The organism is Erwinia sp. MYb416 (assembly GCF_037479575.1).
Classification (GTDB): Bacteria; Pseudomonadota; Gammaproteobacteria; order Enterobacterales; family Enterobacteriaceae; genus Erwinia; species Erwinia rhapontici.
Genome location: NZ_JBBGYT010000421.1, coordinates 64,782 through 91,211, shown reverse-complemented (window position 1 = coordinate 91,211; position 26,430 = coordinate 64,782). Strand labels below are relative to the sequence as shown.

The 26,430-nt window shown below is 53.5% G+C and carries 23 protein-coding genes and 1 rRNA gene; 7 read left to right on the top strand and 17 right to left on the bottom strand.

Going from position 1 to position 26,430, the window contains the following annotated elements:
- The 5 genes from WH277_RS07245 to pepQ all read right to left on the bottom strand — a co-directional run.
- Positions 1–305, bottom strand: a 16S ribosomal RNA gene (locus tag WH277_RS07245); the annotation flags it as partial.
- 411 nt (positions 306–716) lie between these two features.
- Positions 717–1,253, bottom strand: coding sequence for a menaquinone-dependent protoporphyrinogen IX dehydrogenase (gene hemG, locus WH277_RS07240; protein ID WP_159338551.1), 537 nt, complete (start codon positions 1,251–1,253; stop codon positions 717–719).
- Positions 1,254–1,267: 14 nt separating this feature from the next.
- The gene (gene trkH / locus WH277_RS07235; RefSeq protein ID WP_133846812.1) at positions 1,268–2,719 is read right to left on the bottom strand and encodes a Trk system potassium transporter TrkH; all 1,452 of its coding nucleotides are present in this window, start codon (positions 2,717–2,719) and stop codon (positions 1,268–1,270) included.
- A gap of 28 nt (positions 2,720–2,747) precedes the next feature.
- Entirely contained in the window at positions 2,748–3,359 is a 612-nt protein-coding gene (locus WH277_RS07230) for an IMPACT family protein (protein ID WP_133846813.1), read from the bottom strand.
- Positions 3,359–4,690 carry a Xaa-Pro dipeptidase gene (pepQ, locus tag WH277_RS07225; protein ID WP_339505121.1) on the bottom strand — a complete coding sequence of 444 codons (1,332 nt, stop codon included), beginning with the start codon at positions 4,688–4,690 and terminating at the stop codon, positions 3,359–3,361. Before pepQ ends, WH277_RS07230 begins: the two co-directional genes overlap by 1 nt.
- 186 nt (positions 4,691–4,876) lie before the next feature.
- On the opposite strand from pepQ, the gene fadB reads away from it, so the two are divergent.
- Together fadB and fadA are read left to right on the top strand one after the other, a co-directional pair.
- The gene (gene fadB, locus WH277_RS07220; protein WP_339505119.1) at positions 4,877–7,063 is read left to right on the top strand and encodes a fatty acid oxidation complex subunit alpha FadB; all 2,187 of its coding nucleotides are present in this window, start codon (positions 4,877–4,879) and stop codon (positions 7,061–7,063) included.
- 10 nt (positions 7,064–7,073) lie between these two features.
- Positions 7,074–8,237, top strand: a complete 1,164-nt coding sequence (gene fadA / locus WH277_RS07215) for an acetyl-CoA C-acyltransferase FadA (RefSeq protein WP_133846816.1) — start codon at positions 7,074–7,076, stop codon at positions 8,235–8,237.
- 47 nt (positions 8,238–8,284) lie between these two features.
- Here the strand turns inward: fadA and fre are convergent, their stop codons facing one another.
- A complete protein-coding gene (fre, locus tag WH277_RS07210; RefSeq protein WP_133846817.1) occupies positions 8,285–8,983 on the bottom strand; it encodes an NAD(P)H-flavin reductase in 699 nt (232 codons plus the stop codon).
- A 45-nt stretch (positions 8,984–9,028) separates the two neighbouring features.
- On the bottom strand, positions 9,029–10,513 hold the full coding sequence (ubiD, locus tag WH277_RS07205; RefSeq protein WP_133846818.1) for a 4-hydroxy-3-polyprenylbenzoate decarboxylase: 1,485 nt from the start codon (positions 10,511–10,513) through the stop codon (positions 9,029–9,031).
- 328 nt (positions 10,514–10,841) lie between these two features.
- Here ubiD and rfaH point away from each other — a divergent pair, with 328 nt between their 5' ends.
- Entirely contained in the window at positions 10,842–11,327 is a 486-nt protein-coding gene (gene rfaH, locus WH277_RS07200) for a transcription/translation regulatory transformer protein RfaH (RefSeq protein ID WP_167864787.1), read from the top strand.
- 38 nt (positions 11,328–11,365) lie between these two features.
- On the opposite strand, the gene tatD is transcribed toward rfaH, so the two are convergent.
- The 9 genes from tatD to udp form a co-directional block, all read right to left on the bottom strand.
- On the bottom strand, positions 11,366–12,145 hold the full coding sequence (tatD, locus tag WH277_RS07195) for a 3'-5' ssDNA/RNA exonuclease TatD (protein ID WP_133846820.1): 780 nt from the start codon (positions 12,143–12,145) through the stop codon (positions 11,366–11,368).
- A gap of 81 nt (positions 12,146–12,226) precedes the next feature.
- Positions 12,227–12,991, bottom strand: coding sequence for a Sec-independent protein translocase subunit TatC (gene tatC / locus WH277_RS07190; RefSeq protein WP_339505118.1), 765 nt, complete (start codon positions 12,989–12,991; stop codon positions 12,227–12,229).
- 2 nt (positions 12,992–12,993) lie between these two features.
- Positions 12,994–13,527, bottom strand: coding sequence for a Sec-independent protein translocase protein TatB (gene tatB, locus WH277_RS07185; RefSeq protein ID WP_133846822.1), 534 nt, complete (start codon positions 13,525–13,527; stop codon positions 12,994–12,996).
- 3 nt (positions 13,528–13,530) lie between these two features.
- Positions 13,531–13,779 carry a twin-arginine translocase TatA/TatE family subunit gene (tatA, locus tag WH277_RS07180; RefSeq protein WP_133846885.1) on the bottom strand — a complete coding sequence of 83 codons (249 nt, stop codon included), beginning with the start codon at positions 13,777–13,779 and terminating at the stop codon, positions 13,531–13,533.
- A gap of 116 nt (positions 13,780–13,895) precedes the next feature.
- A complete protein-coding gene (ubiB, locus tag WH277_RS07175) occupies positions 13,896–15,533 on the bottom strand; it encodes a ubiquinone biosynthesis regulatory protein kinase UbiB (RefSeq protein WP_339505117.1) in 1,638 nt (545 codons plus the stop codon).
- Complete coding sequence (gene ubiJ / locus WH277_RS07170; protein WP_159338547.1) at positions 15,530–16,135, bottom strand: ubiquinone biosynthesis protein UbiJ; 606 nt, start codon at positions 16,133–16,135, stop codon at positions 15,530–15,532. The genes ubiB and ubiJ overlap by 4 nt, the downstream gene beginning before the upstream one ends.
- Before the next feature lie 12 nt (positions 16,136–16,147).
- Complete coding sequence (gene ubiE / locus WH277_RS07165) at positions 16,148–16,903, bottom strand: bifunctional demethylmenaquinone methyltransferase/2-methoxy-6-polyprenyl-1,4-benzoquinol methylase UbiE (RefSeq protein WP_133846825.1); 756 nt, start codon at positions 16,901–16,903, stop codon at positions 16,148–16,150.
- Between the two features lie 74 nt (positions 16,904–16,977).
- A complete protein-coding gene (rmuC, locus tag WH277_RS07160) occupies positions 16,978–18,513 on the bottom strand; it encodes a DNA recombination protein RmuC (protein ID WP_133846826.1) in 1,536 nt (511 codons plus the stop codon).
- A gap of 175 nt (positions 18,514–18,688) precedes the next feature.
- On the bottom strand, positions 18,689–19,450 hold the full coding sequence (gene udp, locus WH277_RS07155) for a uridine phosphorylase (RefSeq protein WP_133846827.1): 762 nt from the start codon (positions 19,448–19,450) through the stop codon (positions 18,689–18,691).
- A 295-nt stretch (positions 19,451–19,745) separates the two neighbouring features.
- On the opposite strand from udp, the gene WH277_RS07150 reads away from it, so the two are divergent.
- Positions 19,746–20,582, top strand: a complete 837-nt coding sequence (locus WH277_RS07150) for a dienelactone hydrolase family protein (RefSeq protein WP_133846828.1) — start codon at positions 19,746–19,748, stop codon at positions 20,580–20,582.
- A 49-nt stretch (positions 20,583–20,631) separates the two neighbouring features.
- Here the strand turns inward: WH277_RS07150 and metE are convergent, their stop codons facing one another.
- Positions 20,632–22,905 carry a 5-methyltetrahydropteroyltriglutamate--homocysteine S-methyltransferase gene (gene metE / locus WH277_RS07145; protein WP_339505114.1) on the bottom strand — a complete coding sequence of 758 codons (2,274 nt, stop codon included), beginning with the start codon at positions 22,903–22,905 and terminating at the stop codon, positions 20,632–20,634.
- A gap of 251 nt (positions 22,906–23,156) precedes the next feature.
- On the opposite strand from metE, the gene metR reads away from it, so the two are divergent.
- The 3 genes from metR (at position 23,157) to glpT (ending at position 26,427) form a co-directional block, all read left to right on the top strand.
- On the top strand, positions 23,157–24,095 hold the full coding sequence (gene metR / locus WH277_RS07140; RefSeq protein WP_133846830.1) for an HTH-type transcriptional regulator MetR: 939 nt from the start codon (positions 23,157–23,159) through the stop codon (positions 24,093–24,095).
- 146 nt (positions 24,096–24,241) lie between these two features.
- Entirely contained in the window at positions 24,242–24,715 is a 474-nt protein-coding gene (locus tag WH277_RS07135; RefSeq protein WP_133846831.1) for a YehS family protein, read from the top strand.
- Positions 24,716–25,080: 365 nt separating this feature from the next.
- The gene (gene glpT / locus WH277_RS07130; protein ID WP_133846832.1) at positions 25,081–26,427 is read left to right on the top strand and encodes a glycerol-3-phosphate transporter; all 1,347 of its coding nucleotides are present in this window, start codon (positions 25,081–25,083) and stop codon (positions 26,425–26,427) included.
- Positions 26,428–26,430 lie beyond the last annotated feature (3 nt).

Here is a 26,430-nt window from a genome sequence, read left to right as displayed (position 1 = left end):
CATCCTCTCAGACCAGCTAGGGATCGTCGCCTAGGTGAGCCATTACCCCACCTACTAGCTAATCCCACCTGGGCACATCCGATGGTGTGAGGCCCGAAGGTCCCCCACTTTGGTCCGAAGACGTTATGCGGTATTAGCTACCGTTTCCAGTAGTTATCCCCCTCCATCGGGCAGTTTCCCAGGCATTACTCACCCGTCCGCCACTCGTCACCCAAGGAGCAAGCTCCTCTGTGCTACCGTTCGACTTGCATGTGTTAGGCCTGCCGCCAGCGTTCAATCTGAGCCATGATCAAACTCTTCAATTAAAAGTTCGATTTGCTGCAACAAGTGCAGCGATGCTCAAGTGTAAAACGTCATAATGAATTTCATTATGTGTTCACTCTTAAGACTTGATATTTTTTGTCACCCGGAGGTGACTGATATCAATCCTGCGAGTGCCCACACAGATTGTCTGATAAATTGTTAAAGAGCGGTGCAATCAGTGCCGAAGCTTCCTGTTGCGAGGTGGCGTATATTACGCTTTCCTCCTTCGGAGTCAACTTCTTTTTGAGAAGTTTTTTCCGGCGGTTCAGATGCTTCCTGAACCTCCTGAGCCGCTGGCCGTAAGCCGTTGTGCCGTCTCAGTGGTTGCGCATTATAGGCAGTTTCCGACGAGTGACAAGTGTTTATTGCAATAAAATGACTGAGCGCGTTATTTTTCAGCGAAGCGCGTTTTTTTACTGCGATTTGTTCGGTAATTCAGCAAATTCATGGGCAAAACGGGCCACTTGTTGCCAGTCGGTATACTCCACTTCTTTACTGGCATCGGTTTCTCCCTTTGTCATACGCATAATCAACTGGATCATGATGCGATCGAAGAAACTGTAGCGCGGATACCGCAGCGCGCCCGCAAAGACAGCACAGCAGTCAGGCTCCCACGGCGACTGAATCAAAAACTTTCGAGTATAAGCATTGGTCTGCGGTGTACGCTTCTCAGGCTTACGTGCCGTCAGGTTTACCGAGAAAAAACCACTTGAACGCTGCTGCAGTGCATTAAGGTGTGTTTTCACAAATTTGGCCACCGCTGGATGGAAGTGACCATAACGAATAGAAGCACCAATCAACACCCGATCGTACTGCGCCCAGTCAATCTCGTTAATAAGCTGGATGTTGAACACATCACACTCCCGAACCTCCTTTAGCTGGTTAGCTATATAGAAGGCAATCTCGCGGGTCTGCCCATCACGGCTGGAAAACAGGATTAACGCTTTCATTATTCCACTCTCACTTATTCACGCCAGAATGTCGGCGTAAACAAAACTAATAAGGTGAAGACTTCAAGACGCCCGAACAGCATCGTCAAAATCAGTATCCATTTGGCGGTATCATTCATTGAGGTAAAGTTGTCCGCCACCACACCAAGGCCCGGGCCAAGATTATTCAGCGTTGCTGCCACCGCCGCAAATGCAGAGAAGTCATCAACACCAGTAGCGATGATCGCCAGCATGCTGAGGATGAATACTAATGCATAGGCAGAGAAGAACCCCCACACCGCTTCAAGAATGCGTTCAGGCAGCGCACGGCTACCCAATTTAATGGTGTATACCGCATTAGGGTGTACCAGCCTTTTCAGTTCTCGCGACCCTTGCTTAAACAACAGCAGAATACGGATCACCTTCAGGCCACCGCCCGTCGAACCCGCACAGCCACCAATAAAAGCAGAACAGAGTAACAATACGGGTAAAAAGAGAGGCCAGCGCGCAATGCTGTCCGTCGTGAAACCTGCGGTGGTTGCCATCGATACCACCTGGAAGAAAGCCTGATTAATGGTCTGCATTCCTGTCTGATAGACATTATGAAACCACAGCACCAGAGTACAGATAATCACCAGTGTAATCTGTACGCCGATAAACATACGAAATTCAGGGTCACGCCAGTACACGCGTAAGTTGCGCCCGCTCAGTAACGAGAAGTGCAGGCCGTAGTTACAGCCAGAAATCAGCAGGAAGACGGCGATGATGGTATTAATAGTCGGACTATTAAAGTAGCCAATGCTGGCATCATGGGTAGAGAACCCCCCAATGGCGATAGTTGAGAAACTGTGCCCAATGGCATCAAACAACGACATACCCGCCATCCACAGCGACACTGCACAGGCAATCGTCAGCAGCACATAAATCAGCCAGAGCGTTTTCGCTGTTTCAGCAATACGCGGCCGCATTTTATTGTCTTTCAACGGGCCAGGCATTTCGGCACGGTAGAGCTGCATTCCCCCCACCCCAAGAATAGGCAGGATCGCTACGGCGAGTACGATGATCCCCATCCCCCCCAGCCACTGCAGCATCTGGCGATAAAACAAAATCGCCTTCGGCAATGCATCCAGCCCCACCAACGTGGTGGCTCCGGTGGTCGTCAGAGCGGAGAACGATTCGAAAAAGGCATCGGTCAGCGACAGATTAGGCTGCTCTGCGAAGATAAAGGGCATAGCACCCACACTACCCAGCACCGTCCAGAACAATACGACGATCAGAAACCCTTCCCGTGGCTTCAGCTCGCTCTTCTTTTTACGGTTGGGCCACCACAGTAACGTCCCAATCATCAGCGCCATGAAAAACGTCTGAGTGAATGCTCGCCCTGCCCCATCGCGGTAAATTAACGCCACCAGCCCGGGCACAATCATGGTGCCTGAGAACAAAATGACCAGTAAACCCACTATGCGGGTAATGGCGCGAAAATGCATTCTGCCGTTCCTTTCCTGACATGAAGTGTTATGTGAGCGAGGCTAAGTGCAAAGCGCCCCGGCTAAAGTCTGACAGATTTTGCCTGAAGCCCGCCACCTGCGCATGAGGCAGAGCCAGGTGAAGAGTAATGTTCTGTTGGAACTCAGTATGAATCAGCTGGCCATCAAAGCGTGCGACCATCCGTTCAATATCACCCAGTTGGGCATAATCGCAAATCAGGCTGAACTGCATCATGGGAACCTTGACCTTGCGGGGCAGTAATCGCAACGCCTGCTGCACGCCACCGCCATAGGCCTTGACCAGCCCCCCCGTTCCCAGCTGGATGCCGCCATAATAACGCACAACCACCGCCGTAATTTCGCCAATATTGTTACCCATTAACTGGGCCAGCATCGGTTTTCCGGCGGTACCGGACGGCTCCCCGTCGTCGGAGAATCCCAACTGTTGCGAATCATCGGGTGCCCCGGCAACGAACGCCCAGCAGTGATGCCGGGCCGTTGGGTGCTGCTGCTTGATCTGCTGTACGAATCCCCGCGCCGCCTCCACACCTTCGGTATGTGCCAGTAGCGTGATAAAGCGGCTTTTCTTGATCTCTTCGCTAAAGCTGAATAGTTCAGCCGGGATATCGTAAGCGTCCATCAGGCCAGATGCAGATCGCGAGTCATATTTTCTACGCCGTTGGTATGAATCACGACATTATCTTCAATACGAATACCGCCGTAAGGCTTCAGCGCATCAATTTTCGCCCAGTCAAAATGCTGGCTGAACTTACCGGCACGCCACGGGGCCAGCAGCGAGTCGATAAAGTAGATGCCCGGTTCAATCGTCAGCACCATTCCAGGCTCAAGCATGCGGGTACAACGCAGGTAAGGATACTGCGCAGGGGCGGCTAGATGTGTCCCCTGGTCATCCTGCATAAAACCTGCAACGTCATGCACCTGTAAGCCCAGCGGATGGCCGATGCCATGAGGCATAAAGGGCCCCGTAAGATCCTCTTTCACCATGGCTTCCGCGCTGATGCCATTCACCAGTTGGTGTTTCAACAACAGACTGGCGATACGGTAATGCATCTGCTGATGGTATTCGGTATAGCGCACGCCCGCTTTCATCGTGGCAATCAACGCCAGCTCTTCAGCGTTCATATCCCGGATCAACTGCGCATAGTCGCTCTTCTCATTAGCCGCATAGCTGCGGGTCAGGTCTGCCGCGTAGCCGTTATACTCGGCACCTGCATCGATCAGGAAACTGCGGCGCTGTTCAGGGAGCTGATGTTCGAGTTTAGTGTAGTGCAGCACCGCTGCATGTTCGTTAAGGGCAATGATATTGCCATAAGGAACATCGGTATCGCGGTGGCCGGTCGCGCTGAGATAGGCGACATTAATGTCGAACTCGCTCATACCCGACAGAAACGCTTCTTTCGCCGCACGATGACCGGTCACGGCTGTTTTCTGCGCCTGACGCAGGCAGTGCAGCTCATAACCCGTTTTATAAGCACGGTGATAATGCAGGAAGTCGATCACGCCCTGAGGATTAATCGCTTCGGCACTGAATCCAAGCTGAGTCGCTCGTGCAGGCACCGGGCCAATGTAGGCCACATTCTGGCGCTGCACAGGCAACTGCTGACCAATGTCATCCGCGCTTTTCAGGCCGACGATGTCAATTTCGCTCGTCCAAAAACTGTTCGGTAAAGGCTCAACGTTGTGCCAGTAATCAACAGGGGAATAGAACCACAGTTTCGGTTTGTTCACACCGTCGATCCACAGCCAGCAGTTTGGCACCTGAGTGACCGGCACCCAGGCTTTGAACTGAGGATTAACCTTAAAGGGATACGTGTGATCGTCGAGAAATACCGTCAGTAATTCCCCGGAATGAATCAGCATGGCATCAAGATTGTGCCGCGCCAGTACCTGCTGTGCGCGCTGCTGTAACGTTTTAACATGCTGCTGATAAAGCGTAACCAGTGACTCCATCTTCCTGTCTCCGTTATTACGAAATTGTCGGCATCTTACCACAGCCAGCAGGGGTATGGCGTTTTGCCGCAGTTGTGATCTTGTTTGCAAATCGACAACGTATCGTTTGCAAATAAGCAACACCAATCCCACACTCACGATCATCTGGTATGACCAGATCCCCTTATCGCGGCACAGGAGACACACATGCTCTACCAAGGCGAAACCCTATCCCTCGACTGGCTGGAAGACGGCATAGCCGAACTGGTTTTTGATGCGCCCGGCTCGGTGAACAAGCTGGATACACAGACGGTTGCCAGCCTCGGTGAAGCTATCTCGGTGCTGGAACAGCAACCCACCCTGCGCGGCGTTCTACTAACCTCGCGCAAAACGGCCTTTATCGTCGGTGCCGATATCACGGAATTCCTCTCACTGTTTATCGCCCCGGAAGAAAAACTGACAGCATGGCTGGGCTTTGCTAATAGCATCTTTAATCGGCTGGAAGATTTGCCTGTCCCCACCGTTTCGGCCATCCGTGGTTATGCATTGGGTGGCGGATGCGAATGCGTGCTGGCAACGGATTTCCGTATCGCGACTGCCGATACCCGCATTGGCCTGCCGGAAACGAAGCTTGGCATCATGCCAGGTTTCGGCGGTTCCGTGCGCCTGCCACGTCTGCTGGGAGCTGACAGTGCGCTGGAGATTATTGCCGCAGGTAAAGATATTGATGGCGCTCAGGCGCTGAAAGTGGGTCTGGTAGATGCTGTCGTGGCTGCGGATAAACTGGATGCCGCCGCATTATCCGTGTTGAAAGAAGCTATCTCCGGCCGACAGCCGTGGCGGGGACGCCGCCAGTGCAAGCTGGAAGCGCTAAAACTGAATAAAATCGAAGCCGCAATGAGTTTCACCACGGCCAAAGCTATGGTGATGCAAACCGCCGGGAAACACTATCCGGCCCCACTGACCGCCGTGAAAACCATTGAAGCCGCCGCACGTCTGGGACGTGATGAAGCACTGAAACTGGAAACGGCTGCGTTTGTTCCCCTGGCACGATCGAATGAAGCCCGTGCCCTGGTCGGGATTTTCCTTAACGATCAGGCGGTGAAAGCCAAAGCGAAGAAACTGACCCGCGACGTCGAAACGCCAAAACAGGCCGCCGTGCTGGGTGCCGGCATCATGGGCGGCGGCATCGCTTATCAGTCCGCCTGGAAAGGCGTGCCGGTTATCATGAAAGATATCAGCGACACATCGCTGACGCTGGGGATGAATGAAGCCGCAAAACTGCTGAATAAGCAGCTGGTACGCGGCAAGATTGATGGTCTGACGCTCGCAGGAGTCATCAGCACCATTCAACCCACGCTTCACTATACGGGGTTCGATCGGGTTGATGTGGTAGTAGAAGCGGTAGTAGAAAATCCGCAGGTGAAAGCGGCCGTACTGGCCGAAACAGAAAGTCACATTCGCCCGGATACGATTCTGGCATCGAACACCTCGACCATTCCCATCAGCCAGCTTGCTAAAGCACTCACCCGCCCGGAAAATTTCTGCGGTATGCACTTCTTCAACCCGGTGCCCCGTATGCCACTCGTTGAGGTTATCCGGGGAGAAAAAACCGCTGAAAGCACCATCGCCAAAGTGGTGGCCTGGGCCAGCAAAATGGGCAAGACACCGATTGTCGTCAATGACTGTCCAGGATTCTTTGTGAACCGCGTGCTGTTCCCCTACTTCGCTGGCTTCAGTCTGCTGCTGCGCGACGGCGCCGACTTCCGTCAGGTTGATAAGGTGATGGAAAAACAGTTCGGCTGGCCAATGGGCCCCTCGTGGCTGCTGGATGTGGTAGGCATCGATACAGCGCATCATGCGCAACGCGTTATGGCAGAGGGCTTCCCGCAACGTATGAAGAAAGAGTACCGGGATGCCATCGATATCCTGTTTGAAGCAAAACGCTACGGCCAGAAAAACCAGCAAGGATTCTGGCGCTGGGAAACCGACAATAAAGGTAAAGCGAAAAAGGTGACGGATGCCGAAACCGATCGTTTGTTGCAGACCGTGTGCCAGCCTAAACGCGTGTTCAGCGATGAGGAAATTATCGCGCGCATGATGATCCCCATGATTAACGAAGTGGTTCGCTGTCTGGAAGAAGGCATTATTGCCAGTCCGGCGGAAGCCGATATGGCGCTGGTGTACGGCCTTGGCTTCCCACCGTTCCACGGCGGCGCGTTCCGCTATCTGGACACCCTTGGCAGCGATCAGTTTGTTGCTCAGGCTGAACCGCTCACTGTACTCGGTCCGCTTTATCATCTGCCGGACGGGTTACGGGATAAGGCAGCGCAGGGCGGAAGCTGGTATCCGCTGGCGGTTCCCCTGAATGATCTCTCTTTGAAAACGGCGTGAGGAAATCAAAATGGAAAAAGTTGTGATCGTTGATGCCATTCGCACGCCAATGGGACGTTCGAAAGGTGGCGCATTTCGCCATGTACGTGCCGAAGACCTTTCAGCTCATCTGATGCGTAGCCTGCTCAGCCGCAATTCTGCGCTGGACGCCGCGTTGCTGGATGACATCTATTGGGGTTGCGTTCAGCAGACGCTGGAACAGGGATTTAATATTGCGCGTAATGCGGCTCTGCTGGCGGAAATCCCTCATAGCGTGCCCGCGACCACCGTCAACCGCCTGTGTGGCTCGTCGATGCAGGCACTGCACGATGCCGCACGCGCCATTATGGTGGGCGATGCCCGCGCCTGCCTGATTGGCGGCGTAGAACACATGGGTCACGTACCGATGAATCACGGCGTCGACTTCCATCCCGGGCTGAGCCGCAATGTCGCGAAAGCGGCGGGAATGATGGGCCTGACGGCTGAAATGCTGGCAAAAATTCACGGTATCAGTCGTGAGATGCAGGATCAGTTTGCCGCGCGATCCCATCAGCGCGCCTGGGCAGCAACGGAAGCCGGGCATTTCGCCAGTGAAATTGTGTCTGTATCCGGGCATGACGCCGATGGTGTATTAAAACGCTATGACACCGATGAAGTTATTCGCCCGGATACCACCGTGGAAAATCTGGCAGCATTGCGCCCGGCATTTGATCCAGTGAACGGTACCGTGACGGCGGGCAGCAGTTCAGCACTCTCCGACGGCGCAGCCGCCATGCTGGTGATGAGCGAGTCACTCGCACGGGAGTCTGGCCTCACACCGCGAGCCCGGATCCGCGCAATGGCCGTTGTCGGCTGTGACCCGTCAATTATGGGGTACGGTCCTGTTCCGGCATCACAGCTGGCGCTGAAACGTGCCGGGCTGAACGCCAGCGATATCGGTGTGTTTGAATTGAATGAAGCCTTTGCGGCACAAACCCTGCCCTGTATTAAGGATCTGGGGTTAATGGATCAGCTCGACGAGAAGGTGAATCTGAATGGCGGCGCGATTGCATTAGGCCACCCACTGGGATGCTCAGGAGCGCGTATCAGCACCACACTGCTTAATCTGATGGAACGACGGGATGCGCAATTTGGCCTTGCCACCATGTGCATCGGGTTGGGACAGGGGATCGCAACGGTGTTCGAACGCGTTTAGCTTTCAACACGGGTAAAAACAAGGGGCAGCCAGGCTGCCCCTTACTATCAGATAAAGGCAAAAGCATCGCCAAACATGCGCGATTCCTGTGCACCACGTTCAGCACAGAAGCGTTCACGGGCGATTTTAGCCATCTCAAAACGACCAGCTATGTAGATATCGTGATCGGCAAGAGAGCCATAATCCTGCATGACAGCGGTCAGAACGGTGCCATTACGGCCGGTAAAGCCCTCTTCAGGTTGCTCGACCACCGGAATAACGCTCAGGTTCGGGTGCTTAATCGCCAGGGCGTTCAGTTCATCCAGATCGTACAGGTGTTTCAGCTCGCGCCCACCCCAGTAGATCGCAATATGGCGATCCGGCTGCTGCGACAATGCTGTCAGCAAAATGGAACGCGCATAGGAGAAACCTGTGCCGCCAGCAATCAATACCAGCGGACGTTCGCCCTCTTGTAGCCATGCATCACCATGAGGAATATCAACGGTGATCTGACGCTGCTGTTGGATACGTTCCATTACGGCCATCGCATAGAGGTTCAGCTCAGAGGCACCAATATGCAGCTCAATAATGTCTTTTTCCATCGGCGTTGATGCCAGTGAGAACGGACGTTTGTCGTTTTCATCCATCACCACCATCAAATACTGACCCGCCTGGAAGCTAAAATCAGCTTCAGGGATCATTCGTACGCGGTACACGGTATCGGTAATAGCCTCTACTGAGGTCACTTTACAGCTTAAGGTTGTCATGCGTTCCCTCTGTCGGGTCGTCATTATCATTTGACCGCCAGCGCTTCATCGCGCTGGTGTATCACTCAAGATGCCTAACTCATCCCAGATCGCATCAATACGTGCAGTAACGGCAGGGTCCTTACGGATTGGCGTACCCCACTCGCGCTGGGTTTCACCCGGCCATTTATTGGTCGCATCAAGCCCCATTTTTGACCCCAGACCCGAAACAGGCGAGGCAAAATCGAGGTAGTCGATCGGTGTATTTTCAATCAGCACGGTATCACGGGCCGGATCCATACGCGTGGTGATCGCCCATATGACATCATTCCAGTCTCGGGCATTAATGTCATCATCGCAGACGATAACAAATTTGGTATACATAAACTGACGCAAGAAAGACCAGACACCCATCATGACGCGTTTGGCGTGTCCGGCATACTGTTTCTTAATCGTCACCACGGCAAGACGGTATGAACACCCTTCCGGTGGTAAATAGAAATCCACAATCTCCGGAAACTGTTTTTGCAGGATCGGCACAAACACTTCATTCAGCGCGACACCCAGTACCGCAGGTTCATCCGGCGGACGCCCGGTAAAGGTAGAATGATAAATCGCATCACGGCGCTGCGTAATATGCGTGATGGTGAACACCGGGAAGTTATCCACTTCATTATAGTAACCAGTGTGGTCACCGTATGGACCTTCCGGTGCCATTTCACCCGGTTCAATGTACCCCTCCAACACAATTTCTGCACTGGCAGGGACTTCCAGATCGTTGGAAACGCACTTAACCACTTCGGTTTTCGTGCCGCGTAACAGCCCGGCAAAAGCATATTCCGACAGAGTATCCGGCACTGGCGTGACGGCCGCGAGAATGGTGGCCGGATCGGCACCCAGCGCAACAGAGACGGGAAAACGTTCGCCCGGATGCTGCTGGCACCAATCCTGGAAATCCAGTGCGCCGCCACGGTGTGAGAGCCAACGCATGATCAGTTTGTTTTTACCAATCACCTGCTGACGATAGATGCCTAAATTCTGGCGTTCTTTCAGCGGGCCGCGCGTCACGGTCAGACCCCAGGTCACCAGCGGTGCTGCGTCGTCTGGCCAGCATTTCATCACCGGAATACGGCTGAGATCGACATCATCGCCCTGCCAGATTTGTTCCTGGCAAGGTGCACTGCGCAGCCGTTTGGTCGGCATGTTCAGGACCTGCTTCCACTGCGGCATTTTATCGAAGAAGTCGCGGAAACCACGCGGCGGCTCAGGCTCCTTAAGGAAGGCCAGCAGGCGGCCAACGTCACGCAGTGCTTTAACATCCTCCTGGCCCATGCCCAGCGCCACGCGGTCCGGGGTACCAAAGAGATTGCAAAGGACTGGCATGCTGTAACCTTTCGGGTTTTCAAACAGCAGAGCAGGACCACCGGCACGCAGTGTGCGATCGGCAATTTCAGTCATTTCCAGATCGGGATCGATCTCATGTTTGATGCGTTTTAATTCCCCACGCTGTTCAAGCAGAGAAAGGAAGTCGCGTAAGTCGTGGTATTTCATGACTTTCCATCAGTACGGTCAGTGAGTCGGCCATTATAGTGCCGATCCATCGCTCAGGGTAAATTTTGTTGCAACGTTTAGCCTCTTGCGCACGGCAAAACACAGCGGACTCGCTTATTAGAATAAGGCTGATCTACCGTGCATAATAAGGATACGACACAGGTGTAAGGCGACAAGTTGATTCGATAATAACGGCGAATTCAGCGTTATCGTATGACGGAGTACCCTGTGAGCCAGGGGGATGAAACAGACTGATGCCGCCAATCTCGCTATATCTCTCAGAGCGATTTTGCTATTCTTATCGGACAGATAATTGGAAAGTGATGTTATGGAATCCTGGTATTTACTTTACTGCAAACGAGGTCAGTTACTGCGCGCAAAAGAACACCTTGAGCGCCAGGCCGTGCATTGCCTCAGCCCGATGATTGCTTTAGAGAAAACAGTGCGCGGTAAACGTACCCAGGTGAATGAACCGTTATTCCCTAATTATCTGTTTATTGAGTTCGATCCTGAATCCATTCACACCACAACCATCAGCGCAACGCGTGGGGTCAGCCATTTTGTCCGTTTTGGTACCCAGCCCGCCACCGTCCCGCTGGATGTGATTGTCGCGTTGCAAAGCCCTATCGAAACCGTCGTAGAAAGTGAGCTGCCGCAGCCAGGCGATACGGTAATTATTACCGAGGGTGCATTTGAAGGGTTGCAGGCGATATTCACTGAACCTGACGGTGAAGCCCGATCTATGCTGCTACTGAACCTGTTAAATAAACAGGTGGTACGCAGTGTGGGCAACCGCCAGTTTCAGAAGCTGTAATACGCATCATTCAGAGGCAAAAATAGCCCCAGGGCGTCTCACAGACCAAACAGTTTTCGTGCGTTTAACGCCGTTTGCTCTGCCAGTTCACCCGCATCTTCCCCACGCAGTAGTGCCACCTGTTGAACAATATGCGGTAAAAAACAGGGTTCATTGCGGCGCGATGCCGGACGTGGGTGCATATCACGCGGGAGCAACCAGGGCGCATCCGTTTCCAGCAACAGACGTTCTGCCGGGATCAACGGCATCAACTCGCGCAGCGCCTGTCCTCTTCGCTCATCGCACACCCATCCGGTAATTCCGATAGATAATCCCACTGCCAGACAGGCTTCCAGCTCTTCACGTGTCCCGGTAAAGCAGTGCAATACAGCCGCTGGTAGCTTAGGTAACCACGGCGTCAGGATCGCAATAAACCGCTCATGGGCTTCCCGGCAGTGCAGAAACACAGGCAGTGATAATTCGGCGGCCAAAGCGAGCTGGGCTTCAAAGGCGTAAGCCTGCTGTTCCGGCTCAGAAAAGTTACGGTTAAAATCGAGGCCACACTCCCCAATAGCGACAACCCGCTCGTTTTCTGCCAGTCGACGCAGCGTAGCCGCCGTTTCTCCCGACCACTCGCTGGCATGATGGGGATGAACGCCAGCGGTTGACCAGCAATACTTCGGATGCTGCTGTGCAAGGCTGCAAGCCTGCTGACTTTCCAGCGCATTGGTGCCCGTAATCAACATGCCGGTGACACCCGCTTCACGCGCACGTTTAACGACTTTTTCGCGATCTTTCGCGAACTGCGTGCTGGTCAGGTTTACACCAATATCAAACATAGTCTCTTCCATACAGTAACCGCCCTGACGGGCGGTTAATTTATTCAGATTGTTCTGCCGGTGGCAGCCGTTCGCGCATCGTTACTCCGATTCCGCGTCCTGTACTTCGTCTTCATCATCTCGACGGTTTTTACCCACGTAGAAGCGGGAAACAAAAACACCGACTTCAAACAGGCAGTACATCGGAATGGCCAGCAACGTCTGGGAGAAGATATCCGGCGGCGTCAGTAACATGCCCACGACAAATGCACCTACCAGCACATACGGGCGCTTCGCACGCAAATCTTCTGGCGTTGTTACCCCGGTCCAGCACAGCAGAACGATAGCAATCGGTACTTCGAACGACACACCAAATGCCATAAATAACGTCATCACAAAATCGAGATAGTTATTAATGTCGGTGGCAATCGTCACTCCCTGGGGCGCGGTCTTGGAAAATAAACTAAACGCCAGCGGGAAGACAATAAAGTAGGCGAAAGCCATCCCCAGGTAGAATAGGAATGAACTGGAAAACAGCAGGGGCATAACCAGCCTGCGTTCATGGCGATACAACGCGGGCGCCACAAAAGCCCACACCTGGTAGAGGATAACCGGCACTGACAGGAACAAAGAGACAATGATTGTCAGCTTAATCGGTGCCAGAAAAGGAGAGGCGACATCCGTAGCGATCATACTGGCCCCGGCGGGCAATTGCTTGATCAATGGCGCCGAGACAAGTTGATAAATATCGTTGGAAAAATACACCAGGCACAGAAAAATGGCCAGAACAGCAATAATGCTGTTCAACAGGCGCTTACGTAGCTCAATCAGATGACTGATAAGCGGTTGGGTATCATCAACAGCCATATTTAACGTTCATCGCCTGGTTGTAGGGGTGGCACGGGTGCACGCGGAGCGGAAGACGCTGGCGGCTGTTTCGATTCAGATGGCATTGACGAGGCAGATTGCGTCACCGTGACAGGTGCCTGTGCAGGCGCACTTGCCTGGTGATCCGCTGCCGCTGGCGTGGCACCATCATGCGATTCTTGCGGATCTTTCACCAACGGATTATGGATAGTATGAGCTTCGTCATCCGCTTTTTCATTTTCGCCCAAGTAGGAGCGCTTCATTGAATCAGCCGTCTGTTTCAGCTCATCGACCGTCGCTTTCAGTTCAGGGGAGAGACTGTCTTTGCTGGCCTGTTCAATTTTTTTCAGGCCGTCCTGCAGTTCCTGAATTTTCAGTTCCTGGGCCAGCTCATTCTGAACGCTGGTTGCCAGAGAACGCATTGCGCGAATCCAGCCCATCACCGTTCTGACTGCAACAGGTAAACGCTGCGGACCCAATACCACCAGGCCAATAACGAATACCAGTACCAGTTCACCAAAGCCTATGTCGAACACGGATTACACCTTGTCGTTCTTGACGTCTTCTTTCTTCGCTTCAGTCTGCTGCGGTTCAGCCAGTTTGGCATTGAAGTCAGCATCATCATGAGCATGGTTTTTTTCTTTGTCGTCTTCATCGCTCATGGCTTTTTTAAAGCCTTTGATCGACGAACCGAGGTCAGAACCCAGTGAGCGCAGTTTTTTGGTGCCAAACAACAGAATCACCAGTACCGCGATGATCAACAAGTGTGGAAGTGTAATACCCATGATTACCTCTGATAACAATAAGTGATGCGGATTTCGAGTATATAACAGCTTATGTCTTACTTACGATGCGCAAACCTTGCCCCTTGCGCAATAAACTGCCTATTTACCTTTCATGACAATCAGTTTATTCTGCGCCAGCCCACCAGCCAGGCAACAACGCCTGCGGCCATCAGCCCGGCAGAGAACATATCCCATTCAGGACGTGACAGCAGGATTGCCGTCCCACTGAGCAGCAATGTAGCACCGACACCAAACAGATAGCGCGACTGATGCTGCTTTGCACGCTCTCCTTTCAGATCGTTAGCCAGGCGATCAACACTGTGGCGCAAATGCTTATGCTGACGCAGGCTGTCATAAAATAGCTCTGGCAGCTCAGGCAATTTTTCTGCCCAGAACGGCGCTTTTTCTTTCAACGCACGCACAATGGCAGGAATCCCTACCTGGTCTTTAATCCAGTCTTCCAGGAAAGGCTTGGCCGTTTTCCACAAATCCAGCTGTGGATAGAGCTGGCGACCCACCCCTTCAACGTACAGCAAGGTTTTTTGCAGCAGAACCAGCTGAGGCTGCACTTCCATATTAAAGCGACGTGCCGTGTTGAACAGGTTAAGTAGCACATGTCCGAACGAAATTTCGGCCAGCGGTTTCTCAAAAATCGGTTCGCACACTGTGCGAATGGCGAATTCGAAATCTTCCACATTGGTATCGGGCGGCACCCAGCCGGAATCCACGTGCAGCTCGGCCACCTTACGGTAGTCGCGATTAAAGAAGGCAATGAAATTCTCTGCCAGATAGCGTTTATCTTCTTTGTTCAGAGAGCCAACAATACCGCAGTCAATGCCAATATATTGCGGATCTTCCGGATGTTCATAGCTGACGAAGATGTTACCGGGGTGCATATCCGCATGGAAAAAGCTGTCACGGAACACCTGGGTAAAGAAGACCTGTACGCCACGCTCGGCCAGCAGCTTCATGTTGACGCCATGCTGCTCCAGCGTCACCACATCGGAGATGGGAATACCGTAAATACGCTCCATCACCATCATATTTTCACTGCAGTAATCTGAAAAGACTTCCGGTATGTACAGCATCTTGCTGCTATCAAAGTTACGTCGCAGCTGGATAGCATTGGCGGCTTCGCGCAGCAGGTTCAGCTCGTCGAGCAGTGTTTTTTCATAGTCCGCCACCACTTCGCGTGGACGCAGACGGCGACCATCAGGTAACAAACGCGGCACCCAGCGCGCCAGGCGGTAAATCAATCGCATATCCGCTTTAATCACCGGCAAAATGTCCGGGCGGATCACCTTGATCACCACTTCACGGCCGTTCTCTTTCAGGGTTGCAGTATGTACCTGGGCGATAGAGGCAGAAGCCAGCGGGACAATATTGAAATCATCGAACTGGGTGTCGATAGGCGCACCCAGCGACTGTTCGATCAGTTTAAGCGCTTTAGCCCCATCAAATGGCGCGACGCGATCCTGCAACATCGCTAGCTGATCAGCGATCAACGGCGGAAACAGGTCCCGACGGGTCGACATCATTTGCCCAAACTTAATCCACACCGGCCCTAACTGCTCCAGAGACAAGCGTAAACGCTCGCCCAATGGCTTGTCTTTATGGCGGTTAGGCATCCAGAACAGGCATTTACGCCCCAGCCGTAACGGCAGAGTCAGGCGCATTTTCGGGATCAGTTCATCAAGACCGTAGCTGAGGAACACACGAATAATCAGATAGAGACGACGCAGTTCACCGAAGGTCATTTGACCTCCAGCTGGCTAAGGCGAGCATCTAACGCATCCAGCGAACGGGACAGCGCATCCACTTCTTCAGCAAACCACACCAGCTCAAGCGAACCCGGTGCCAGACGCCACTCTTCCGTCACCGTTTGTGACAGATAACTCTGTTTACGCTGCACATCACGGCGGACGGCGTTGAAACCACGTCGGGCGAACTGCGTGATGCCCTGGGCGGCGATATCACCGATCCAGGGCGCAAGATACTCTGCCGGGTCCAGTTCTGCCAGGTCCAGCAGGGCCGAAAACTGCTGCACAACCTGAAGGTCACCTTCAACTTCCAGCTCACCGCTGCGAATAAGTGTCGTCAGTTGCTGCCGATCACGCAGTTTTGACAGCGTGGCAAAGCGCGTCTTCACCGTACAATCCGGTGTATCACTCCATTCGCCAATCACGTCCACCTGCTGTTCACTGAAAATGAAGATAATCGGCTGCTTGAGCTCGGCCAGCACGATCGCCAGGCTGCGACCATTGAGACGTTGACGCGCCGCCTTAAGGCCACGATCGCGGTACAGCAAATGGTTAAGTGCGGTCTCCAGACTGGCGGTTAATAGCGGCGTTAATGTCATTCGTTTCCCTGCTTAAAACTTAAATCCGCGGTGCAAGGCAACAATGCCGCCCGTCAGATTGTGATACGTGGTGTTTTCAAAGCCAACGTCATTCATCATCTGTTTCAGAGTGTCCTGATCGGGATGCATACGGATGGACTCTGCCAGATAGCGATAGCTGCCTGCGTCTTTCGCGACCATTTCACCAATGCGCGGCAAAATATGGAATGAATAGGCATCGTACGCTTTGCTCAACGGTGCGAACTGCGGCTTGGAAAACTCCAGTACCAGCAAACGCCCACCCGGCTTCAGCACACGGAACATGGACGCCAGCGCTTTTTCTTTTTCAGTCACATTACGCAGACCGAAAGCGATAGTGATGCAGTCAAAATAGTTATCAGGAAACGGCAGTGCTTCGGCGTTGGCCTGCACATAATTCACGTTGCCGATAATGCCTTTATTGCGCAGCTTTTCACGGCCCACTTTCAGCATTGAGCTGTTGATATCGGCCAGCACGACTTCACCGGTTTCACCCACCAGGCGCGAGAATTTCGCCGTGAGGTCACCCGTGCCACCCGCCAGATCGAGAACGCGTTGCCCACGGCGCACGCCGCTGGAATCAATGGTAAAACGCTTCCAGATGCGGTGAATGCCGAATGACATCAGGTCATTCATCAGATCATATTTGGCCGCAACGGAATGGAAAACATCAGCAACCATATCGGCCTTTTCGTCTTTCGCAACGGTGCGGTAGCCGAAGTGGGTTGTGTCCTTTGATTCATCTGCCATTTGTTTTGCCTGCTCTACAATCAAATATTTGCCAAGTGTACCAGAGTCACGCAGGCCAGGCACTGGCCGCACGCTTATTCATTGATACGGCGTGATACTGCATCCGGCGAATATTCCGCCTTTTCTACAGGCGGCATATCATCATCGTCATCCACATCGTCATCAGCTTCTGGTAATGCCTGTTCCACCAGCCTTGGGTTAATCGGACGCTTCACTTCAACCCCCATCTGGCGGAACCCTTCTGTCTGAGCAATCAGATTGCCCCGACCTTCGGACAATTTTTTCATTGCCTGTCGATAGCTATCCTGAGCCTTATCAAGGTTCTGGCCGATGGCACTCATATCATCGACAAAAAGACGCATTTTGTCATAGAGCCGGGCGGCACGATCGGCAATACGCTGGGCGTGACGACTCTGGTGCTCATAGCGCCACAGATTATTGATGGTGCGCAGCGCCACCAGCAAGGTGGTCGGGCTGACCAGCATGATGTTCTGGTTCAACGCCTCGTTGATCAGCTCTGGCTGTCTGTCGATGGCCAGCAGGAAAGCGGGTTCCACCGGGATAAACATCAACACATAATCCAGCGAGCGTAAACCCGGTAATTGTTGGTAATCTTTTCGGCTTAGCAGGCGTAAGTGCCCACGGATCGCAGCGATATGCTCAGTGATTGCCAGTTCACGCGCTGCGTCATCATCACCGTTAAAATAGCGCTCATAGGCCACCAGCGTCATTTTGGCGTCAATCACCACATCCTTGCCCTGCGGCAGGCGTACGATCACGTCAGGCTGCATTCGCCCATTTTGCTCAAGCTGGATGTTAACCTGCGTTTCGTATTCATGGCCTTCACGCAAACCGGAAGCTTCCAGCACCCGGCTGAGGATCACTTCTCCCCAGTTACCCTGCGTTTTGTTATCTCCCTTGAGCGCCTTGGTCAGGTTGATCGCTTCCTGGGCCATCTGCGCATTCAGCTGTTGCAGGTTCCGTATTTCATGCGCGAGGGTGTGCCGTTCACGCGCCTCCTGGCCAAATCCTTCCTGAACCTGGCGGCGAAAGCCCTCAAGCTGTTCCCGCAGCGGCGTAATCAGGCCATGCAGGCTCTGACGATTTTGTTCATCCACCCGGCGGCCACTGTTTTCAAAGATGCGGTTCGCCAGATTTTCAAACTGCGCGTTAAGGCGCTGCTCACTGTTCACCAGCAGCCGCTGCTTCTCTTCCGCCGCCATGCGCGTCTCTTCCAGGCGGATGGTAACTTCGCGCAGTTCAGCCTCCTGCGAGGCATTGATCTCCAGCTGATTGCGCAGCTCACGATTGAGCTGCTCAGTTTCACCACGCCAGTGATCAAGCTGGTGCAGCTTCTCTCCGGCCGCTGCCAGTGAACCGTGCAGCTGACGCAATTCCTGCTCATTCTGTTTTTGCGTCAGGAGCTGGGCATCCAGCTGCTGCTGCTGACGCTGGCGTTCAGATTCCGCCAGTTCCACCGACTGCTGAAGCAAACGCCGCTCAGTTTCGCCGTTGGCCAGCTGCTGCTGGCTGCGGATCCCGGCGATTAACCAGCCCGCCAGCAACCCAACCAGACCAATACCGGCACCATATACGATTGTTGCATCCACCCTGCTTCTCCTGCTGAAACCCTGACAGGGGAAAAATAGAGGTGCACTGTATGAATGTCCAGATAAAAAGCAGTGAACGGGCAGCTTAGGGAGGGAATATCGAGGAGGATCTGAATTTTTTCACGGCGGAAAAGGCATTGCAGGCCGTGCGTGAGCACGGCCAGAAGAAAAACGATTAGATCAGACGGCGGGCAGCCTCAACCACAATCTTCACCGCATCGCTCTCGGTGCGTTTCATGGTTTCTGCATCCGGGATTTCCTGCTGGGTGCGGTTGACGATGACCCCTGCCACCATCCCGGCACGCAGCCCCTGGCTGGCACACATGGTGAGCAGCGTGGCAGATTCCATTTCGTAGTTCAGTACGCCCATCTGCTGCCACTCTTTCATCGAGTTCTGGAAGCGGCTGACCACCCGTCCGGAGAAGGTGTCATAACGCTCCTGGCCCGGATAGAAGGTGTCTGACGAGGCGGTAATGCCAATATGGGTGGTCGCACCAGCCGCTTTAGCCGCGTCGACCAGCGCCGTGGTGCAGGTAAAGTCCGCCACAGCCGGGAACTCCAACGGAGCAAAGTGCAGGCTGGCGCCATCAAGACGCACAGACCCCGTGGTCACCAGCACGTCACCGACGTTGATATCAGGCTGGATCGCGCCGGTGGTTCCCACGCGCAGGAAAGTACGTACTCCAAGCTGAGCCAGTTCTTCCACGGCAATCGAGGTGGACGGGCCACCAATACCTGTTGAGCAGACAATCACGGGTTTACCGGATAACTCGGCACGCCAGGTGGTGAATTCACGATGCGATGCCAGATGAACCGGATTGTCCATCAGGGCGGCAATTTTCTTCACGCGCTCCGGGTCGCCCGGCACGATGGCCAGTGTGGCGCCCTGAAGGTCGGCTTTCGTTAAGCCAAGATGGAAAACGTCAGACTGTGCCATTTCAAACTCCTTTCACGGGAAGAGGGATAGTTAACGGGATGCTACTGTAAGGAAATCCGGCGAACATTTATGTGATTAACATCGATAATACAAATGAAAATTGCATTGATTACATTGTAAAAAGTGATGGATGTCACATTATTAAATCCGATCATGGCACTTTCACACATCCGGGCCTGTGGTTCAGGGCTATCTGGTGATAGAGATAGCCCGTAGTGAAACCTGATCCCATCGCATTACGGGCTATAGTTAAACCCTGAATGCCGATCGTACTTGTGCATGCACGGAGAGGATAATGAAAACCGACGATAACACGACGCAAGAATCGAGCAATAAAGGGTTTGCACCCGCAACAGGTCCTGCCGCAGCCACCACGATTATCACTGACAGTACCGATATTATTTCAGGTGAGACGTCCATTCCTACTCAGGGTGAGAACATGCCGGCTTTCCATGCGAAACCGCGCCATGCCGAAGGGCTGTTGCCGGTAGTGCTGGTGGTCCAGGAGATCTTTGGCGTACATGAACATATCCGGGATATTTGTCGTCGTCTGGCCAGTGAAGGCTATCTGGCGGTGGCGCCAGAACTCTATTTCCGCCAGGGTGATCCTGCGGATTACACCGACATCTCCACCCTGTTCAATGACCTCGTCAGCAAGGTCCCGGACAGCCAGGTACTGGCCGATCTCGACCACGTGGCAAACTGGGCGTCCCGTCATGGCGGGGATATGCGCAACATGGCTGCCACCGGTTTTTGCTGGGGCGGACGTATCACCTGGCTGTATGCCGCGCACAATCCGCAGCTAAAAGCCGCGGTCGCCTGGTATGGCAAGCTGGTGGGTGAAAAAACCATGAAGCAGCAGAAGCATCCGGTGGATATTGCCGTGGATCTGAATTCGCCGGTTCTGGGCCTGTACGGCGGCAAAGATGACGGTATCCCACTGGAGAGCGTGGAGACCATGCGCCAGGCGCTGCGTGCGGCGAATGCTGACGCTGAGATTATCGTTTACCCCGATGCCGGGCACGCCTTTAATGCGGATTATCGTCCCAGCTATCACGCGGAGTCTGCTCAGGATGGCTGGCAACGGATGCTGGCATGGTTTAAACAGCATGGCGTGGCGCCAAAAGCATAAAAAAGGGGCGCCTCTTGGCGCCCCTTTATGATCAGCAACAACATCGTCATCAGGCTTTTTGCGTGCTGCGCAGGTTCTGGGCCGCTTTCACCATGTTTGCCAGAGCCTGACGTGTTTCTGTCCAGCCACGCGTTTTCAGACCACAATCCGGGTTAACCCACAGACGTTCAGTCGGGATCCGTTGTGCCGCTTTCAGCAGCAGTGCTTCCATCCACTCCACGCTCGGAACGTTTGGCGAGTGAATATCGTAAACGCCGGGACCGATTTCATTCGGGTAGTCGAACTCTTCAAACGACTCCAGCAGTTCCATATCCGAGCGTGAGGTTTCGATGGTGATCACATCGGCATCCAGTGCAGCGATCGAATCCATGATGTCGTTGAACTCGCAGTAACACATGTGGGTGTGAATCTGAGTGTCATCCTGCGCCACGGCGGCGTTTAAACGGAAGGCATCCACAGCCCACTTCAGATAGGCAGCCCAGTCGGAGCGATGCAGCGGTAAACCTTCGCGCAGTGCAGGTTCGTCAATCTGGATGATACCGATACCGGCTTTTTCCAGATCTTCCACTTCGTCACGCAGTGCCAGGGCAATCTGTTTTGCGATGGTTTCGCGAGACACATCTTCACGTGGGAATGACCAGCACAGGATCGTCACTGGCCCGGTCAGCATGCCTTTGACCGGCTTGTCGGTCAGAGACTGCGCATACTTCGCCCACTCAACGGTAATGGCTTCCGGGCGGCTGACGTCACCGATAATCACCGGCGGTTTCACACAGCGCGAACCGTAGCTCTGTACCCAGCCATTCTGCGTAAAGATAAAGCCATCCAGGTTTTCACCGAAATATTCCACCATGTCATTACGTTCCGCTTCGCCGTGCACCAGCACGTCCAGACCTAAACGCTCTTGCTCAGCAATGGCCTGCTTAATATGTTCAGCGATGCCGGTACGGTAGTGATTGCCGTCCAGACGCCCTTGTTTGAAATCAAGGCGCAGGCCACGAATTTCGGTGGTTTGCGGGAAGGAACCGATAGTGGTGGTGGGCCAGGCGGGCAACTGGAAACGCTGACGTTGTGCTTCAGCACGCACCAGGTAGCTGCTGTTACGCTGGCTGTCTCTGGCAGTAATCCCGGCCAGACGCTCGCCAACGGCCGCATTGTGAACACGGGTGGAGTGTTTACGGGCGCGAACGGGCGCGCTCCAGGCCTCCAGTGATGCCGAGTCGTTGTTGTTCAGCGCATTGCTCAGCAGTGACAGTTCAGCACACTTTTGCAGCGCAAAGGCGAACCAACTTTTTACTTCATCATCCAGACGGGTTTCCACGCTCAGGTCGATCGGGCTGTGCAGCAGTGAGCAGGAAGAACCGATCCACAGCTGTTTACGGGCAGCGCTCAGCGGTTGCAGACGCTCAAACCAGCGGCTCAGATCCGCACGCCAGACGTTACGACCGTTAATCACCCCGACTGACAGCAACCAGCTTGCCGGTACTTTGCTGTTGAGCACAAAGATATCATCGTTACCGTGGACCAGGTCCACATGCAGCCCCTGAACCGGTAGTGCCGTAATGATGTCAATGTTCTGGCCGATACTGTCGAAATAGGTGGTCAGCAGCAGCTTGCTGTGCCCCTGCAATGCAGCATAGGCGGATTTGAAAGCAGCTAACCACTCGGCAGGCAGTTCCAGCGCCAGCGCGGGCTCGTCAATCTGCACCCATTCGATATCGCGTTTAGCCAGTTCGGCCAGCACCTGCTGGTAAACTGGCAGGATGTCTTTCAACAGGCTCAGGCGATCAAACTGATCCCCTTTCACTTTGCCCAGCCAAAGATAAGTTACCGGGCCCAGTAAGACAGGTTTAATTTTGTGGCCCAGCGCCAGCGCTTCGTCGACTTCGTCCAGCAGTTGGGTCCAGGTCAGTTTGAACTGCTGACCCTGAACAAATTCAGGCACCATGTAGTGATAGTTGGTGTTAAACCATTTGGTCATTTCTGCGGCGGCGGCGGGTTCACCGGTCGGAGCGCGGCCACGACCAAGACGGAACAACGTATCGAGGTCAACTGAGCCCTCTTTATTCTGGTGGCGCGCGGGTACGTTACCCAGCATCAGGCTGGTGGTCAGCACGTGATCGTACCAGGCGAAGTCACCGACCGGCAGCAGATTCACACCTGCGTCTTTCTGCTGTTGCCAGTGGCGTGCACGAAGTTCACGGCCAGTCGTCAGCAGATCGTCCTGGCTGGTGGTGCCCGCCCAGTAGCTTTCCTGCGCTTTTTTCAGTTCGCGACGCAGACCAACGCGGGGAAATCCGAGAATGTGGTTCAGAATAGTCATCAGTTGTGCCTCGTTAAATTGTTCTTTACCGGGACCATCAAAATTGGCTGATGTCAGTGTGCACACAGCCAGCGCGCAAGAACCGGAGCGTACTGAAGTACGTGAGGATTCTGAGCACTGCCCGGGATGTAAAATGACAAGTAAACTCATCAGCGAATCATTTAGACGTCCAGATGTTTACACCGCTATATTGTGCAGGTACTGTATCAACCACAAGCGCAAAATATTCACTGTCGATGTGAAGGACTCTCATGATCGAACTTAAACACCTGCGGACGCTGCAAGCGTTGCGAACGACAGGTTCACTGGCGGCGGCGGCGGCCCAGCTTCATCAAACGCAGTCAGCGTTATCTCATCAGTTCAGCGACCTGGAGCAACGTCTGGGGTTCCGGCTGTTTGTACGTAAAAGCCAGCCGCTGCGTTTCACGCCACAGGGAGAAATTTTGCTGCAACTGGCGGAACAGGTGCTGCCGCAAATCCAGCAGGCATTGCAGGCCTGCCATGAACCGCACCAGACCACATTGCGCATCGCTATTGAATGCCACAGTTGTATTCAGTGGCTGACCCCGGCGCTGAACAATTTCCGCAAGAGCTGGCCGCAGGTGGTGATGGATTTCAAATCGGGGATGACATTTGACCCGCAGCCCGCCCTGCAACAGGGAGAGCTGGATGTGGTACTGACCTCCGATATTCTGCCGCGCAGTGGGCTGTTTTATTCACCTATGTTTGATTTCGAAGTCCGCCTGGTGCTGGCACCGGATCATCCCCTGGCGCAAAAGGCGCATATTTCACCGGAAGACCTGGCCAGTGAGGTGCTGATGATTTATCCGGTTCAGCGCCAACGCCTGGATATCTGGCGTCATTTCTTACAGCCGGCCGATGTCAGCCCAACGTTGAAAAGCGTAGACAACACGCTACTGCTGATTCAGATGGTGTCTGCACAGATGGGGATTGCTGCGCTGCCACACTGGGTAGTGGAGAGTTTTGAGCATCAGGGACTGGTGGTAACGAAAACGCTGGGAGAGGGCCTTTGGAGCCGCCTGTATGCGGCAGTGCGCGACGGTGAACAGCGTCAGCCTGTAGTCGAAGCCTTTATTCGTTCCGCCCGCCAGCACGCCTGCGATCATCTGCCTCGGGTTCGTGATGCATCCCGTCCTGGCGTGCCACATCCTTCCATCAGCCATCCTTAGCATGCACGGCAGCCAGTCGACTACTGGCGTTACACGCTGACCCGCGCTCGTGACTCAGGGCAGCGCACGCCGCTAACGCAGATGCACCCTGAGGGACGACGAGTTATACTGCACTCACTGCAATTGTTTCACTACAGAGAGTCCCTATGACCAATAACGATGTCCTGCGCAGCGTGCGTTACATGCTGAATTTAAGCGATGCTAAAGTTGTGAGCATTCTGGCGCTGGCAGAGAGCGAAGTAACAGAAGCCGAAGTGCACAGCTTCCTGAAAAAAGAGGATGAAGCCGGCTATCGCCCCTGCCCTGATGTCATCATGGGTTACTTTCTGAATGGTTTGATTTTTGAACGCCGTGGCAAAAGTGAAGACGCACCTGCGCCTTCTATCGAACGCAAGATGACCAATAACATCCTGATGAAGAAGCTGCGTGTTGCCTTCGACCTGAAAACCACCGACATTCTGGAACTACTGAAAAGTGCCGATTTTGCGGTAGGACAGTCAGAAATTGGGGCGATCTTCCGTAAACCTGGGCATAAAAATTACCGCGAATGCGGCGATCAAATTCTGCGTAACTTCCTCAAAGGCCTGACGATGAAAATCCGTCCGGTGAAGAAAGCCTAAGCGATTGACTGACTGATTAACGCCATCTGCTGGCGTTAATCTTTGTTCTTCTGCCAGATTAAAACCTTCCTTTTAGAACAAAATCACTCACCAAACGAAACCCACAGCCTTTATCTGGGTTTGCATATGTGACTATCCTCACATTTTATAGTTTCATTATGAAAATAAAACACCGATTTGTGATGTAGATATAGCCATCTCGTCATAAAACTGTAACATTTGCGCCATTCTTCACAGTCAGTTGTTCTGATTACGACTACGCTATGCGCGAAATGGAACATTTATTCCTGTTTTAACAGGATCCTGTTCCTCTACTCTGCGCATTCGAAGCCGGATGTCAGTCTTTCGAGCCATGGGAGGCCAAAATGTTACGTTTTTTCAAACCTGCTGCACATCAGCCCCGCGTTGATGACAGCCGCGTTGACCCGTTATACCGCAAGCTACGCTGGCAGATCTTTCTGGGGATATTCTTCGGTTATGCTGCCTACTACCTGGTGCGTAAGAACTTTGCCCTCGCGATGCCCTACCTGGTTGAACAGGGTTTCTCACGTGGTGACCTCGGCTTTGCGCTCTCCGGCATCTCTATCGCCTACGGTTTCTCAAAATTCATTATGGGGTCGGTCTCTGACCGCTCCAACCCGCGCGTCTTCTTACCTGCTGGCCTGATACTTGCCGCGGCAGTCATGTTGTTTATGGGCTTTGTCCCCTGGGCAACGTCCAGCATCATGGTGATGTTTGTACTGCTGTTCCTGTGTGGATGGTTCCAGGGGATGGGCTGGCCGCCGTGCGGTCGTACAATGGTGCACTGGTGGTCACAGAAAGAGCGCGGCGGCATTGTTTCCGTCTGGAACTGTGCGCATAACGTCGGTGGTGGTATCCCTCCACTGCTGTTCCTGCTCGGTATGGCCTGGTTTAACGACTGGAAAGCGGCGCTGTATATGCCTGCTTTTGGTGCCATTGTTATCGCCATCATTGCTTTTGCGCTGATGCGTGATACCCCGCAGTCTTGCGGCCTGCCGCCGATTGAGGAGTACAAAAACGACTATCCACCGAACTATGATGAGAAACATGAAGATGAGCTAACGGCTAAGCAGATCTTTATGCAGTACATCCTGCCGAACAAACTGCTGTGGTATATCGCGCTGGCTAACGTGTTTGTTTACCTGCTGCGTTACGGCATCCTCGACTGGTCACCGACCTACCTGAAAGAAGTGAAACACTTCACGCTGGATAAATCATCGTGGGCTTACTTCTTCTACGAGTACGCCGGTATCCCGGGTACGCTGCTGTGCGGCTGGATGTCGGATAAAGTCTTTAAAGGTAACCGTGGTGCAACAGGCGTGTTCTTTATGGTGTTGGTGACCATTGCCACCGTTGTGTACTGGATGAACCCGGCCGGTAATCCTGGTGTGGATATGGCCTGTATGATGATTATTGGCTTCCTGATTTATGGCCCGGTGATGCTGATTGGTCTGCATGCCCTGGAGCTGGCACCGAAGAAAGCGGCGGGTACCGCAGCAGGCTTTACCGGTCTGTTTGGCTACCTCGGTGGGTCCGTTGCCGCCAGTGCTATCGTCGGCTATACCGTTGATTACTTCGGCTGGGATGGCGGCTTTATCATTATGATCGGCGGCTGTGTGCTGGCGGTGATCCTGCTGACGATGACGATGTTCAGCGAGAAGAAACACAAACAGGGCCTGAACTCACTCTGATTG

What these genes read in the sequence shown, in the direction of transcription:
- ubiE (WP_133846825.1), bottom strand. Translation starts at nt 16,903, where the DNA reads ATGGCAGATGAATCAAAGGACACAACCCACTTCGGCTACCGCACCGTT.
- ubiD (WP_133846818.1), bottom strand. Translation starts at nt 10,513, where the DNA reads ATGAAATACCACGACTTACGCGACTTCCTTTCTCTGCTTGAACAGCGT.
- hemG (WP_159338551.1), bottom strand. Translation starts at nt 1,253, where the DNA reads ATGAAAGCGTTAATCCTGTTTTCCAGCCGTGATGGGCAGACCCGCGAG.
- pepQ (WP_339505121.1), bottom strand. Translation starts at nt 4,690, where the DNA reads ATGGAGTCACTGGTTACGCTTTATCAGCAGCATGTTAAAACGTTACAG.
- tatC (WP_339505118.1), bottom strand. Translation starts at nt 12,991, where the DNA reads ATGGCTGTTGATGATACCCAACCGCTTATCAGTCATCTGATTGAGCTA.
- ubiJ (WP_159338547.1), bottom strand. Translation starts at nt 16,135, where the DNA reads ATGACATTAACGCCGCTATTAACCGCCAGTCTGGAGACCGCACTTAAC.
- WH277_RS07230 (WP_133846813.1), bottom strand. Translation starts at nt 3,359, where the DNA reads ATGGACGCTTACGATATCCCGGCTGAACTATTCAGCTTTAGCGAAGAG.
- fre (WP_133846817.1), bottom strand. Translation starts at nt 8,983, where the DNA reads ATGACAACCTTAAGCTGTAAAGTGACCTCAGTAGAGGCTATTACCGAT.
- WH277_RS07135 (WP_133846831.1), top strand. Translation starts at nt 24,242, where the DNA reads ATGACCAATAACGATGTCCTGCGCAGCGTGCGTTACATGCTGAATTTA.
- metR (WP_133846830.1), top strand. Translation starts at nt 23,157, where the DNA reads ATGATCGAACTTAAACACCTGCGGACGCTGCAAGCGTTGCGAACGACA.
- udp (WP_133846827.1), bottom strand. Translation starts at nt 19,450, where the DNA reads ATGGCACAGTCTGACGTTTTCCATCTTGGCTTAACGAAAGCCGACCTT.
- fadA (WP_133846816.1), top strand. Translation starts at nt 7,074, where the DNA reads ATGGAAAAAGTTGTGATCGTTGATGCCATTCGCACGCCAATGGGACGT.
- metE (WP_339505114.1), bottom strand. Translation starts at nt 22,905, where the DNA reads ATGACTATTCTGAACCACATTCTCGGATTTCCCCGCGTTGGTCTGCGT.
- glpT (WP_133846832.1), top strand. Translation starts at nt 25,081, where the DNA reads ATGTTACGTTTTTTCAAACCTGCTGCACATCAGCCCCGCGTTGATGAC.
- rfaH (WP_167864787.1), top strand. Translation starts at nt 10,842, where the DNA reads ATGGAATCCTGGTATTTACTTTACTGCAAACGAGGTCAGTTACTGCGC.
- ubiB (WP_339505117.1), bottom strand. Translation starts at nt 15,533, where the DNA reads ATGACCTTCGGTGAACTGCGTCGTCTCTATCTGATTATTCGTGTGTTC.
- fadB (WP_339505119.1), top strand. Translation starts at nt 4,877, where the DNA reads ATGCTCTACCAAGGCGAAACCCTATCCCTCGACTGGCTGGAAGACGGC.
- WH277_RS07150 (WP_133846828.1), top strand. Translation starts at nt 19,746, where the DNA reads ATGAAAACCGACGATAACACGACGCAAGAATCGAGCAATAAAGGGTTT.
- tatD (WP_133846820.1), bottom strand. Translation starts at nt 12,145, where the DNA reads ATGTTTGATATTGGTGTAAACCTGACCAGCACGCAGTTCGCGAAAGAT.
- trkH (WP_133846812.1), bottom strand. Translation starts at nt 2,719, where the DNA reads ATGCATTTTCGCGCCATTACCCGCATAGTGGGTTTACTGGTCATTTTG.